Annotated in this window: 16 protein-coding genes and 1 riboswitch; of the genes, 6 read left to right on the top strand and 10 right to left on the bottom strand. The window is 65.0% G+C overall.

Going from position 1 to position 12,603, the window contains the following annotated elements; all coding sequences use genetic code 11:
* The first annotated feature begins 4 nt into the window (after positions 1-4).
* A riboswitch (TPP riboswitch) is annotated at positions 5-108 on the top strand.
* The 4 genes from thiO to moeB all read left to right on the top strand — a co-directional run bounded on the left by thiO (position 98) and on the right by moeB (position 3,555).
* The gene (gene thiO / locus ACOZ9V_RS07730; RefSeq protein ID WP_434594941.1) at positions 98-1,255 is read left to right on the top strand and encodes a glycine oxidase ThiO; all 1,158 of its coding nucleotides are present in this window, start codon (positions 98-100) and stop codon (positions 1,253-1,255) included. Its footprint overlaps the riboswitch before it by 11 nt.
* Entirely contained in the window at positions 1,252-1,509 is a 258-nt protein-coding gene (thiS, locus tag ACOZ9V_RS07725; RefSeq protein ID WP_139466873.1) for a sulfur carrier protein ThiS, read from the top strand. The genes thiO and thiS overlap by 4 nt, the downstream gene beginning before the upstream one ends.
* A gap of 1 nt (position 1,510) precedes the next feature.
* Positions 1,511-2,278: a thiazole synthase gene (locus ACOZ9V_RS07720; protein ID WP_139907529.1), complete on the top strand. Its 768-nt coding sequence runs from the start codon at positions 1,511-1,513 to the stop codon at positions 2,276-2,278.
* Positions 2,275-3,555, top strand: coding sequence for a molybdopterin-synthase adenylyltransferase MoeB (gene moeB / locus ACOZ9V_RS07715; protein ID WP_434594936.1), 1,281 nt, complete (start codon positions 2,275-2,277; stop codon positions 3,553-3,555). The genes ACOZ9V_RS07720 and moeB overlap by 4 nt, the downstream gene beginning before the upstream one ends.
* On the opposite strand, the gene ACOZ9V_RS07710 is transcribed toward moeB, so the two are convergent.
* Positions 3,526-4,041: an SRPBCC family protein gene (locus ACOZ9V_RS07710; RefSeq protein WP_434594933.1), complete on the bottom strand. Its 516-nt coding sequence runs from the start codon at positions 4,039-4,041 to the stop codon at positions 3,526-3,528. The two genes, moeB and ACOZ9V_RS07710, sit on opposite strands and share 30 nt — an antisense overlap.
* A gap of 23 nt (positions 4,042-4,064) precedes the next feature.
* On the opposite strand from ACOZ9V_RS07710, the gene ACOZ9V_RS07705 reads away from it, so the two are divergent.
* Entirely contained in the window at positions 4,065-4,709 is a 645-nt protein-coding gene (locus ACOZ9V_RS07705; RefSeq protein WP_434594931.1) for a mismatch-specific DNA-glycosylase, read from the top strand.
* A 24-nt stretch (positions 4,710-4,733) separates the two neighbouring features.
* Here the strand turns inward: ACOZ9V_RS07705 and ACOZ9V_RS07700 are convergent, their stop codons facing one another.
* The 5 genes from ACOZ9V_RS07700 to ACOZ9V_RS07680 form a co-directional block, all read right to left on the bottom strand.
* A complete protein-coding gene (locus ACOZ9V_RS07700) occupies positions 4,734-5,354 on the bottom strand; it encodes a thymidine kinase (RefSeq protein ID WP_139466868.1) in 621 nt (206 codons plus the stop codon).
* Positions 5,347-6,027, bottom strand: coding sequence for a PepSY domain-containing protein (locus ACOZ9V_RS07695; protein ID WP_434594927.1), 681 nt, complete (start codon positions 6,025-6,027; stop codon positions 5,347-5,349). Before ACOZ9V_RS07695 ends, ACOZ9V_RS07700 begins: the two co-directional genes overlap by 8 nt.
* A gap of 80 nt (positions 6,028-6,107) precedes the next feature.
* Positions 6,108-6,569, bottom strand: coding sequence for a VOC family protein (locus ACOZ9V_RS07690; RefSeq protein ID WP_139466867.1), 462 nt, complete (start codon positions 6,567-6,569; stop codon positions 6,108-6,110).
* 13 nt (positions 6,570-6,582) lie between these two features.
* A complete protein-coding gene (locus tag ACOZ9V_RS07685) occupies positions 6,583-7,155 on the bottom strand; it encodes a DinB family protein (RefSeq protein ID WP_434594924.1) in 573 nt (190 codons plus the stop codon).
* A gap of 60 nt (positions 7,156-7,215) precedes the next feature.
* Complete coding sequence (locus ACOZ9V_RS07680) at positions 7,216-7,857, bottom strand: hypothetical protein (protein ID WP_139466865.1); 642 nt, start codon at positions 7,855-7,857, stop codon at positions 7,216-7,218.
* Positions 7,858-7,970: 113 nt separating this feature from the next.
* Between ACOZ9V_RS07680 and ACOZ9V_RS07675 the strand changes: the two genes are divergently transcribed.
* Positions 7,971-8,258 carry a YrhK family protein gene (locus ACOZ9V_RS07675; RefSeq protein ID WP_139466864.1) on the top strand — a complete coding sequence of 96 codons (288 nt, stop codon included), beginning with the start codon at positions 7,971-7,973 and terminating at the stop codon, positions 8,256-8,258.
* Between the two features lie 39 nt (positions 8,259-8,297).
* Here ACOZ9V_RS07675 and ACOZ9V_RS07670 read toward each other — a convergent pair whose 3' ends face one another.
* Genes ACOZ9V_RS07670 through ACOZ9V_RS07655 form a run of 4 tightly spaced genes read right to left on the bottom strand, consistent with a single transcriptional unit; the run spans position 8,298 to position 12,577 of the window.
* Positions 8,298-9,704, bottom strand: coding sequence for an ATP-binding cassette domain-containing protein (locus ACOZ9V_RS07670; RefSeq protein ID WP_139907527.1), 1,407 nt, complete (start codon positions 9,702-9,704; stop codon positions 8,298-8,300).
* Position 9,705: 1 nt separating this feature from the next.
* On the bottom strand, positions 9,706-10,524 hold the full coding sequence (locus ACOZ9V_RS07665) for an energy-coupling factor transporter transmembrane component T family protein (protein ID WP_434594919.1): 819 nt from the start codon (positions 10,522-10,524) through the stop codon (positions 9,706-9,708).
* A gap of 17 nt (positions 10,525-10,541) precedes the next feature.
* Positions 10,542-11,420: a histidine kinase gene (locus ACOZ9V_RS07660; protein ID WP_139466861.1), complete on the bottom strand. Its 879-nt coding sequence runs from the start codon at positions 11,418-11,420 to the stop codon at positions 10,542-10,544.
* Entirely contained in the window at positions 11,417-12,577 is a 1,161-nt protein-coding gene (locus ACOZ9V_RS07655; protein WP_434594916.1) for a nucleoside hydrolase, read from the bottom strand. The genes ACOZ9V_RS07660 and ACOZ9V_RS07655 overlap by 4 nt, the downstream gene beginning before the upstream one ends.
* Positions 12,578-12,603: the final 26 nt, after the last annotated feature.

Below are 12,603 nucleotides of genomic sequence, written 5' to 3'. Positions count from 1 at the left end.
GAGTAGAGGAGTTCGCGGGAGCCTCCCAACGAGGCTGAGAGGGCGTAAGAGCCGACCGTCAGACCTGATGCGGATCATGCCGCCGGAGGGAGAAGCTGTGAGAGTCATTGTCGTCGGCGCCGGGATCATCGGCCTGTCCACGGCCTGGTATCTGCGCCGCCTCGGTACCGAAGTCACCATCATCGATCCTGCGCCCGCTCAGGGTGCGAGCCATGCTGCCGCAGGGATGCTCGCTCCCGCCGCCGAGGTGGTCTGGGGGCAGACTCCCCTGTACCCGCTGATGCGAGCCTCCGCACAGATGTATCCTCAGTTCTCCGCCGAGGTGGCGAGCGCCGCTGGCAGCGATCTCGGTTTTTCGGATGCCGGAACATTGGTGTGCGCCGGTGACCGAGCTGATCTGCAGGCTCTGCGGGAGCTGCGCGATGCACAGTCGCGGTCCGGTTTCGCCACCGAGCTCATCACCGGCAGTGCTGCCCGCCGGGTTGAGCCGTCGTTGTCGCCTGCCGTCGCCGGGGCAGTCCACATTCCAGGCGATCACTCGATCGACCCCCGTCGGCTCACTGCCGCATTGCTGACTGTCCTGTCCTCTCACTCAGGAGGCTTCATTCGCCAGCGGGCGGCCAGCCTGATCAAGGACGGCGATACGACTGTGGGAGTCGCACTGGGCGATGGCCGCCGGTTGGAGGCCGATCAGGTGATCATCTGCGCCGGCAGCGCTGTGTCCGCGATCGTCGGTGCCCCGCAGCTGCCTCTGCGTGAGGTCTGGGGTGATGTTCTGCGACTGCGCGCCTCCGCGAAGGCGACTCCGCTGCTGAGCCGCACCATCCGCGGGCTGGTCAATGGTCGCCCCGTCTACCTGGTTCCTCGCCCGGACGGCGAGATCGTGCTCGGTGCCAGTTCGCGTGAGGACGGACTCTCCGGCACTCCGGCCGGGGCGATTCACCGGCTCCTCGCCGACGGGCAGCGACTGGTCCCGGGCATCCTCGACGCGGAGATCACCGATATCACCACCCGTGCCCGGCCCGGTTCTCCGGACGACCTGCCGATGATCGGCCGCATCGATCCCGGCTGCATCGTGAGCACCGGGTATTTCCGCCACGGCATCCTCTTGGCCCCGTTCGGCGGCAGGCTCGGTGCCGAGCTCGCCCTGGGCGTCGCCTCCGACTGGCCTCCTGACGGGACGCTCGAGTCCGTGTCCCCACACCGCTTCACCACAGACCACACCAGTGCCTACCCGATGAGGAGCATCTCATGACCGACCACGAACACTCACCGACCATCGTCCTCAACGGCGCTCGCCATGAGCTGCCGGGTGCCACCTCGGCGCTCGACCTCATCGCCGACGTCACCGGACGGGAACTGAACCCCGATGGGACACCAGCCGACGGCGGCCGCCTGGGCATCGCCCTGGCCGTCGACGGTGAAGTCATCCGTCGCGGTGCCTGGTCCGATTGCACCCTGGCCGACGGGCACACCGTCGACATCGTCACCGCTGTGCAGGGAGGTTGAGATGACCTGGACGATCGATGATGTGGAGATGTCGTCTCGCCTCGTGATGGGCACGGGTGGGGCGAGTTCCCTGAGCATTCTCGAAGACGCACTCGTGGCTTCGGGAACCGAGCTGACCACTGTGGCGATGCGCCGTTTCGATGCCGAGTCCCGCGACTCAGTGTTCACCATGCTCCAGCGTCTGGGTATTCGGGTGCTGCCGAACACCGCCGGCTGCTATACGGCCCGGGATGCCGTGCTCACCGCCCGACTGGCCCGAGAGGCGCTGGAGACGAATTGGGTGAAGCTCGAGGTCATCGCGGATGAGGACACCCTGCTGCCGGATCCCATCGAGCTCTTCGCCGCAGCCGAGGAGCTCGTCCTCGATGGGTTCACGGTCTTCGCCTACACGAACGACGATCCGGCCCTGGCGAAGCGTCTGGAGGACGCTGGCGTGGCTGTGGTGATGCCGGCCGGTGCTCCGATCGGCAGTGGGCTGGGCATCCTCAACCCTCACAACATCGAGACCATCGTCTCCCGTGCACAGGTGCCCGTCATCCTCGACGCCGGTGTCGGCACCGCCTCCGATGCCGCTCTGGCGATGGAGCTCGGGTGCACCGCGGTGCTGCTGGCCTCGGCGGTCACCCGCGCCCACGATGCTCACGCCATGGCCCGGGCGATGGCTTTGGCCGTCGAGGCCGGGCATCTGGCGGCCGGAGCCGGGAGGATTCCCAAACGACCGTTGGCATTGGCATCATCGCCGTTCGATGGAATGGTCGCAGCACGATGACCACCGTTGCCGCCACTCCTCCGTCGCTGCCTCCTCTCGTCGACCCCGTGGAGTCTCTGTCCCGGACGGAGCTGGAACGCTACTCCCGGCACCTGAGCCTGCCGGGATTCGGACTCGAGGGACAACGGCGTCTGCGGGCCGCCTCGGTGCTGGTCATCGGCGCCGGCGGGCTCGGGGCTCCAGTCCTCAACTATCTCGCGGCCGCAGGAGTCGGGTCGATCACGATCATCGACGATGACGTGGTGGAGGCCTCGAACCTGCAGCGCCAGATCATCCACCGGAATGCGGATGTGGGCCGACCGAAGGTCTCATCTGCCGCCGATGCCGTGCACCGGCTCGATCCGAACTTCGAGGTGCGCACGATCGCGGAACGGCTGAGCCCGGAGAATGTGCTCGGTCTCTTCGCTGAACACGATGTCGTCGTTGACGGGGCGGACAACTTCGCCACTCGGTACTTATCCAATGATGCCGCCGAACTCACCGGCACCCCGTTGGTGTGGGGCACGATCTTCCGCTTCGCCGGTCAGGTGAGCACGTTCGTTCCCGGTCACGGGCCGATGCTGCGCGATCTGTTCCCGGATATCCCGGAACCCGATTCGGTGCCCAACTGCGCCGAGGGCGGAGTCCTCGGTGTGCTGTGCGGAACCGTGGGCTCGGCGATGGCAACCGAGGCGATCAAGCTCATCTGCGGCATCGGTGCCCCATTCATCGGTCGGCTGCTGCGCTATGAGGCGCTGACCGGGGAGTACTCGACCCTGCGGTTCTCCCTCGATCCCGACCGTCCCCCGGTCACCGACCTCACCGAGGTGGCTGCCGCCTGTGCTGTGGACCTCGACGGCGGCGGCGTGGCAGAGCCTGCGGCGGATGAGATCGACGTCGCCGAATTCCTGTCCGTCGAAGACGATGTGCTCGTCGTCGATGTGCGGGAGGACTGGGAACGTGAGCTGGCGGCCATCCCCGGCTCGATGCATCTGCCGCTCGGCGCCCTCCGAGACGGCGGGTGGCCGGCGCTTGAGTCGTTGGTCGGTGCCTCCGGCCGGTCGGAGGCACCCGTCGATATCGTCATCCACTGCAAGTCCGGGGCCCGATCGGCCGAGGCCGCCCAGATTCTGTCCGGATCGGTCCCGACCGGAGTACGTCTGCGCTCGCTTGCCGGGGGCATCGAGGCGTGGGAGGCCGCCGCTCGCGCCTCGGCAGACCAGAGAGACCAGCGATCGGCAGATTCGAGGACCTGGGTACCGGTTCGCTCAGGAGCCGGGCCGGTCGGCCAGTCGTGATCGCAGTCCCCGTTCGCCGGCTCTCATCACTGCCCCATGCATGAGTCCGGACAGCGGTCGCATCGCACTGATGATCGTTCTGCTCGTCGTCACACACCACAGAGAATCGATTGTCGTCACCCCCTCGGTGGCGGTCAGAGTCCATCGGCCTTCGCCGCGCAGATCACCACTCGCCCGGAACCGGATGTGATGGGGTGCATCGACCTCCTCGACTTCGATGGAGAACCGCAGAGACCACCCGACCGGTGCGTGGACCAGAAGGCGGGCTCGGCTGCCTGGGGTCACCGGCAGATCGGCGGCATCAACGTCAGCCTGTGCAGCCCCGACCCTTTCGGCTGCTGTCAGTCCCGGCCACCACCCAGGCCACTCGTCGACCTGTTCCAGAACCGCCCACACCGATTCGATTCCGGCGTCGGTGATCCAGCGGTCGTTGAAATGAAAGGGTGCGGACTCTCCGGGCTGTGGGGTCACATGATCGTGGCTCATGGTACGACGGTAGTGTGAAAGATGTGAGTGAGGACAACTTCGTCAGCAATCGTCGGCTATCCCCTCTGGGCGGTCGCAAACCGACCAAGGACGATCTCGCGGCTTTCGCCACGGACGACCCGAATGCGATCGACGATATTCTGCCGACCGGTTCCTCCGGGCTGAAGATGCTCATCGTCGGCATCAATCCGGGGCTGTGGACGGCCGCGGTGAATGCGCCGTTCGCACGTCCCGGCAACCGTTTCTGGCCGTCTCTGCATCAGGCGGGTCTCACCGATCACCAAGTCGATGCCTCGTGTGGGCTCGAGCCTGCGGATGAGCTGCAGCTGCTCAGTCGTGGAATCGGTCTGACCAACCTCGTGGGGCGAGCCACTGTCCGCGCCGACGAACTCTCCCGGCAGGAGCTGCGTGAAGGTGCGGCTCACCTCATCGAGCGTCTTGCCGATATCCGACCCCGGGCGGTCGCGATCGCCGGGATCACAGCGTTCCGCACCGGCTTTCAGGTGCCGAAAGCTCAGCTCGGCCGGCAGGATACGACGCTGATCGACGGGTGGCCGGCTGATGTGGCGCTGCATGTGGTTCCGCAGCCGAGCGGCCTCAACGCCCACTATCAGATCCCAGACCTCGCGCGGATCTGGCGAGAGGTCTGGGCCAGCATCGACGGCTAGGACCGTTGGACAGGTCCGGTGAAGCTACCCGGCCCCGGTGAAGTGCTGCCGACAGCGAGCGACATAGGTATCCAAGCCACCGATGTGGCTGGCGTCGATCTCAGTCGCGGCCAGAGTCGCCTCGGGTGGCTGAACTGTCCGTGCTGCGTCTGGTCCGTTCGGGCTCTCCGTCTGTTCCAAACGCTGGTGGAACACAGCGTCCTTCCCACAGACTGTGCACACCGCCGTGAGTCTCAGGACCTCCTCAGCGACGGCCATGAAGCTGGGCAGCGGTTCGAACGGCTGCCCGTCGAAGGTCACGCACAGTCCTTCGACGATGACGTCGAGTCCACGGCTGAGGAGGTCCTCGACGGCGGGGACGAGCTCCGGGCCGAAGAACTGCGCCTCATCGATGGCGATGAGGTCATAGTCCTTCTGTAGGGCCGCCCCTGCAAGGGACGCGACGTCTCCGAGCGGCACTGCGGGGATATTCACCCCGGTGTGCGAGGTGATCGTGGAGATGTCCGATCGGGTGTCGAGCGAGTGGGACACGACGAGGACATCGATTCCGGCAATCGTAGCCCGCCGGACCCTGCGCATAAGCTCTTCGGATTTTCCGGAGAACATAGGTCCGGCGATGACCGTGAGACGACCGGTGTCAGTCATCGACGCTGACTCTCTTGGAGTCGGTATCAACGGTGACTTCCACGTCTCCGCTGCCCTTCTCGAAATCGAACTGGTATTCCTGCTTGCCGTCGTCGAATTCGAGTTTCCAGCTCACGAGCTTTCCGTCGGCTTTCTTCTGGGCAAGTTTGAGAGCGTCGTCGAAGGCCATCGGATCGTTGAGGTCGATGGCCTTCTCTTTGTCATCGGTCGAGTCCTGCTCGTGTTCGGCGATCTTCCCGGTCTCCGCGTCGATCTCGACGTCATGGTCGGTGTTTCCGTCGAGGATGGACACCTCGTACTGCCAGGCCTCGTCTTTGTCGTCCCAGTCGAGCTCGATGCCATGAACGATTCCGTTCCCGACTTCCTCCTCGACAGTCTTGATCGCGTCTTCGGCACTGATGGCCGGCGATTCTTTGCTCAGGTCGGCACCGGCGCTCAGGCCTTTCCCGGACGATTCCTCCGCCGGCCTGGTTTCATCGCCGTCATCGTTTTGGCCATCGTCGCTCTGATCCTCGCCTCCGGCAGGGCTGGCCTCGGCCGATTCGCTTGCCGCGGACGAGTCCTGCGCCTCATCGCCTCCGTTTCCGGAATCACTTCCGCCACACCCGGCCAGGCCGAGAGTGAGTGCTGCAAGTCCGGCCACTGTACTCATTGCCATGCGATTCGTCTTCATGGCTGCCACGCTAGCAAGCGAACACCTTTCACAAGTCGTTTCTGAGAACAATCTCATCTGAAGGGGTTCGAGACTGCTGGTCAGTCAAGGCAGAATTCGTTGCCTTCGGGATCGGCCATGACGATGAAGCCGTGTTCCAACGGCGGGTCCGGATCGACTCGGCGCAACCGAGTGCCTCCGAGTCCCGTGAGTCGGGTGCATTCTGCTTCGAGTGCATCCATCCGCTCATCGCCGTCGAGTCCCGGAGCGGCACGGACGTCGAGGTGCACGCGGTTCTTCACCGTTTTGGGCTCCGGCACCGTTTGGAAGAAGACCCGAGGACCGACCTGTTCAGGGTCTTCGATGGCGGCACGCATGTTCTCGGGACCGAGTTCGATGCCGAGTCCGGCGATGAATTCCTTCCAAGCGACGAGGGGGTCGTCGTCAGCACCGAGTCGCACCCCCGGAGGTCCTGGAATGATGTAGCCGAGTGCTTCGGCCCAGAAGCGGGCGAGCCTTTCGGGGTCGTGGCAGTCGACGGTCACCTGGATTGTTCGGCTCATGGTCGGTGGCTCCCTATTGTCCGGTTCTGCCGTCGATGCATTCACGCAGCAGGTCAGCGTGACCACAGTGGCGGGCATATTCTTCGATGCGGTGGACTAAGAATTCCCGAACCGCGATGTCTTCTCGGCCCACGTGTGTGCCGAGGTCGTCGTGTCTGCTGACTTCAGCGTCGGTGGCGGCCTGCTCCTGTTGCAGTCGGGCGAAGGCATCGGTGAGGACGGTTTCCTCGGGGTGAGACGGGACATCACTGAGGTCGAATGCGTCATCCAAGCTCCCATAGATCGGGGGTTCGGGTTCGCCGTCGGTGATCCAATTCCTCCAGTCTCGCTCCACTTCGGTCATGTGACGGACCAACCCGAACAGCGACATCGTCGACGGTGGGACGGAGAGCTTCATCATCTGCTCAAGCGTGAGTCCCTGGCATTTCAGATCCAGGGTCAGCCGGTAGTCGCGCAGGTAGCTCAGCAGTGTGGCGAGTTCTCCGTCGGGACTGTGTCTGTCGGAGCTGCGGGGGTCGTCGTCGGGATCGACCCACATATCGGGGTAGACGGTGGCAATGCTCCAGCGCTGTGGTGAGGTGGACATGATGGTCATTCTGCTCCGGTGGACGGCTGAGCACCAGGGTCGAAGGCGCTTTGCCAGGGTTCAGACAGCCAAGCTGTCATCGAGTTCGAACAGGCTCGGCATCTCCTCTCGGATCATGATCCCGAAGGCGAGCGCACCTCCGAAGAGTCCCTCGATCGTGTCGACGGTCTGCAGCACCCGGTCCCGGGAGAACTCGGGCATGAGCTCTCCGTATTTGAGGTAGCCCTTGAGTGATCCGGTCGCGGCGGCCCTCACACCGAGTCGCCCGGTGATGAGCCAGATGATGCATTCGGTTTCGAACCGCGCCTGGACTCCCTCAGCCTTCGGCTCGACCGACGCCGCACCGAGGTCGCGCCCTGGCCTGCGGTGGTCGGAGAGGCTGAGCGCGAGTTCGCTGAGGAGATGGATGAGCATGACGGAGGGGCTGCGTGTGTGCGGAAGGTCGTCCGGCAGCAGGTTCTTCCGGTGCAGCGTATTGATGACTGCGTGCAGTCCATCCCAGGTGGGTGGGCTCGCCGCGGGCAGAGACCTGAGACCGTCGGTCGTGCGATCGGGCCTCTGCTTCGCACCGCGGGCCGCTTCGACGGCGGAGAGCTGCGGGGACCGACGAACAGCGGCGAGCAACTCATCCCATGACATCGGCAAGTGACGGTCGAGCAACTCGGCAACGTGGGAATCGAATGGTTTCGACTTCTGATCCATGTTCTCACGGTAGGCGCAGCCCCTGACACGAGATTCGGCGCCGGTCGGAGTCCGTGCCCGGGCGGCGGCGGTAGGCTCGCTGTGAAACAGATTCAGCGGGAAAGGAGAGAGTGTTGACCGAGCACAATCCGGATCTTCATCTGCGGATCGGGCGGGAGGAACTCGTCGTCCGGCAGCGCTACCAGGTGATCAGCATCGCCAATGATGTGCTCATCGGCCTGTGGTTCCTCATCGGCAGCTTCATGTTCTTCTCCGAATCACTGACCTATTCGGGAACCTGGCTGTTCGTCATCGGCAGTGTCGAGATGCTCATTCGCCCGGTCATCCGCCTCATCAGGCATCTGCACCTGCAGAGGCTGCGCAGCCCCGCAGCCGCCGGAGACGATTCCTTCGACTACTGACCGCTGTCATCCGCTCTCAAATATCCGCCCGCCATTCCATCATGACCGGGCTCGCCCGTCGATAAGCCGCAGTCTGCGGTGCGCGAACTCGTTCGCCCAGCGCTGGTCGTGTGTTGTTGCCAGGACAGCGCCTCCACTGTTGAGGAACGACTCGATAATCGCGTTCAGTCGGGTCATTGCCGCGAGGTCGCGCCCGATCGTCGGTTCGTCAAGCAGCAGCACCGTGGTCTCGGTCATCAGAGCCGAGGCGATGACGATGTCTTTGCGCCTGGCCACATCGAGGTCGAAGGGATGGTCGTCGGCGACCTCGGTCAGGTCCGCCTCGGCGAGGACGCTGTCTGCGGCTGCCAGGCGATGGTCGCGCACTCGCTTTCGGTCTCGCCGTCGATGCGGCGGCAGCGGAGCGGCGTGAAGCAGTTCGCGTGCCACTGTGGCTGCGGAGAGCTGCAGTCCTGCATCCTGTCCCACCCATCCGAGGTGAGCACTGCGCGCGTGGGCGGGCAGGGTGTCCAATCGGATCATCTCGCCGAGGCGGCTGACTGTGATCGTGCCCGTCACGGACGCCGACCGGTCGAGCAGGCCGAGGAGGGCCCGCAGAAGCGTGGACTTGCCGGCCCCGTTGGCACCGGTGACTGAGGTGAGTTCGCCGGGCCGCAGATCGAGGTCGAGGCCGTCGAGGATTCGGCTGCTCCCCCGATCCACGGTGAGGTCGCGAACGGTGAGCAGCGGATCTGCCTGTGACCTCAGCATCGTCGAGAGAGTCGCATCATCGTTCGGGCGGCTGTCCCAGATTCCGACGGATCGAACCGTGGGAGTCGCCGTCTGCAGCCGACCGGCGTCAAGGAAGCGGACCTCTTCGCAGATCCGGGTCAGTTCGTCAGTCTGATGACCGGTGATGAGCACAGCCCCTCCCCGATCACAGAATTCCTGCAGCACTGTCACCAGGCGCACACGCATCTGCGGATCCAAGGACTGTGCTGGTTGGTCGAGAACGAGCAGGTCGGGCCCGGGTGCGAGGATCCGTGCCACCGCGACCAGTTGCCTCTGCCCTCCGGAGAGCGTGTCCAGCCGTCGGTTCCATAGGTCTCCGATGCCGAGGAGCTCGAGCAGGTTCCGGGCTCGGCGGTGGGCATCGGCCGGATCATGCCCGTACAGTCGACACGCCAGCTGGGACTCGTCACCGACGTGGCTGGTCATTCCGCTCAGTTGCGCTTCCGGGTCATCGCCGAGCAGCGCCACGGTTCCGTTCCGGTCGATGGTGCCGGTCAGGGCTCCCCGAGAGACGAGCTGTCCGGCGAACAGGCGGCAGAGAGTCGACGTTCCCGATCCGAGCGGTCCGAGCACTGCGGTCATGGTGCCGCTGACAACGTCGAAAGTGATTCCGCTCAGCGCGGCAGTGTCCTCTCCACGATAGGTGAACCACGCGTCCGTGATCGAAACGGTCATCTCAGGCACCGCCGATCAGCTGCGCGGCGCCCGGCAGCGGGAGGGATCCCGTCACCGAGGCGACGATGAGTCCGATGCTCACGAGCGGAGTCAGGATCCGCAGGAGGCTCTGCCCTGTCCCGTCCGTGTGGTCCTGGAGCGCAGTCGCGGTCGCGTTCGAATTGAGTCCGCTGGATTCGAGCACGTCGTGACGTTGGTCGACGGTCAGCAGGATCGCGGTGACGAGTCCTGTGACGATTCCCGGCAGCAGTCGGATGCGCACCCGCCAGGAGTCGGTGGCCCAGCCGCGGGCCTGTCTGGCTTCGATGATGTGTCGGGTGCGTGCGCCGATCATTGGGATGAGACCGATGGCAGAGGCGCACATATAGGCGACTGCCGAGGGCAGACGAAGTCGACGCAGACCGTCGAAGAGGCGAGCGGAGTCGGCACCCAGACCGAACATCGCGCACAGCCCGATCAGGGCGCTCACCCGCAGCCAGATCTGAACGGCGATGCTCAGTCCTTCGACGCTGAGGCGAGCGGGTCCGACCTGCCAGAGCACATGCACATCGGTTCCGGGGTAGAACAGCCCCTGCACGACGATCAGCACAACCAGAGTCGGCAGGCACAGGAGACCTACTGTCATCGCCCATTCCCGCAGTCGCACGGCGGGTGAGACTGTCACGGTCACGACCGTGCCGGTCAGGATGATGACCGGCACGATCGGAGAGGGGATTCCGAAGACGAGCAGCAGGCTGCAGGCAAGGATGATCAATTCCGTGGCAGGGTGCAGACGACGCTTCGGGCGGTGAGCCTCAGCCGCGTCAACGGCGGCGTGCATGTCGGAAGAGGCGTGACTCATTCCGCCGGCTGTGCCGATTCGGCCTGTTTGGTCAGATCGGGGCCGTCGGACTTCTTCGCCCGGGGGCGACTATGAGCGGCGAACTCGTAGCGACCGACGATGCGTTTGGGCAGCGACTGGATGACGACATAGGCGAGGGCGAAGATGAGCGCCTTGTCGACGATGTCGGAGACCATGCTCTGAGCGAAGGTGGCATTGAACATCTCGAGGCCCGTCGCTTGGAGGATCGCGACGACTCCCCCGGTGCCGGCCCCCAGCCCGCCGCCGAAGACATAAGCGGCGACGGGTGCTCCGATGGCGCCGGCGGGAACACCGGCGACGGCGCCGACGATGATCGCGGTCCAGGGTGTGCGGAAGACTCCGAGCCTTGCTGCCCAGCCGGCGGCGGCGCCGATGAAGGCGGCCCCGGAGCTGAAGGCGATGACGCTGGGGCTCAGGGTCACGCCCCAGATGAGGTTCGAGATGATTCCCGTGAAGGCACCTGCTGCGGGGCCTGCCAGGACGCCGATGAGCACGGTTCCGATGGAGTCGAGGTAGAGGGGCACAGGCGTGTAGTTGCCGATGATCTGCCCGATGACGACGTTGAGGGCGATGGCGACCGGGATGAGCGCGAGAACGCTGCGGGGAATGAGCGGGAGAGTGCCTGCGGCGAGCAGAACTCCTCCGCCGAGATAGCCGAGCATGACCCACAGAGTGGTGTATCCGAGGTCAACGCCGAGGTTGGCAGGTTGGGTGAGGAGTACGGCGACGTAGGTGCCGATGACGATGAGGGTGCCGAGCAGTGTGAGGATGAGGGGAAGAGTGCGGTTGCGGTTTTGTCCGGGACCGACCGTGGTGGTCGGCCCCTGCCCAGACTGTCTGGAGTGTGCGGTCATGCGGGTGGTCCTTTCATCAGGGTGGCGCTCAGGTGGTCGAGGAAGGCAGGAGCGTCGATGGCGCGGATGATCTCTGCGTTCACGGGGCGGCCCCACCGCCCCAGCCAGTCGGCGACGGTTTCGCCTCGTGTGAGTGTACCCGTGAGTTCGACATCGACAGGTGCCCACAGCGTCGACGCCCATGGCAGGTCCCCCGCACTTCCCCTCACGGGCACCGGGGCGGACGGCTCCCGGGAGTCGGAGTCCGATCCCTCGAGCTCTGTTCCGGTCGACGTTGTGGTGTCTTGCCGAGCCCAGGACAGAGCGCAGGCGAGGACGAACGGGTCGTGGATGTGGGCGAGGTAGCCGAGCCCGTCGGTTTCGTGGAATTCGAAGTAGAACCGAAGCGCCTCGGCCAGTTGTGCGAGTACTGATTGCCAGCGGTCATCGGCACCACCGGCAGAGGATCCGTCGAGGATGGTGGCGAGACGCTCGGGTGTCATCTCAACGGCTTCGGTCGCTTCGATCGGGGCGATGACCGGAAGGTGGGCCAGCCTCTCCTCCTGTCTGGTGCGGTCGAAAGCGGCAAGCACCTGGGCGGTGGACTCAGGGTCGAAGGTGACATTCCATTCCGTCGTCGGGTGGGTGTTGCCCCGGTAGTTGAACGCTCCTCCCATGATGAAGAGACGTTTGAACAGACTCGGGAGTTCCGGGTCGATTTCGAGGGCCAGGGCAAGATTCGTGGCTGGACCGATGACGACACCGAGGAGCTGTCCGGGATGGGCGTGGGCAGCATCGACCCAGGCCTGAGCCGCCGTCACCGAACTCACCGGCGTGCTCGGGGTCGGCAGCCGCGCATATCCCCGCCCGGACTCCCCATGGGTGAGGTCGGCATATTCCAGGGCTTCGCCCGTTGCCGTCTCCGCTGCCTGCGGATCCATCTGCAGGACCCGCCATGCCAGCGGAAGGCTGTGGCCGGCGTGGACGGGAATGTCGCTGCGTCCGGCCAGCGACAGCCATCCGCGGGTGTTCTCGACGACTTGTGCGGTGGCGACGTTGCCTCCGGATGCGGCGATGCCGACAACGTCGACGTCGTCTTGGCAGCACAGGTAGGCCAGTGCAATAGCATCGTCGATTCCGGGGTCGCAGTCGAGGAAGAGCGGCAGAGCGGCAGGCATGGTTCTATTCTGCCGGATCCGGCTGT

Source organism: Brevibacterium sp. 1718 (genome assembly GCF_051131255.1).
Classification (GTDB): domain Bacteria; phylum Actinomycetota; class Actinomycetes; order Actinomycetales; family Brevibacteriaceae; genus Brevibacterium; species Brevibacterium sediminis.
The sequence above is the reverse complement of the archived record's forward strand: the minus strand, read 5'-3'. Positions and strand labels throughout refer to the sequence as shown.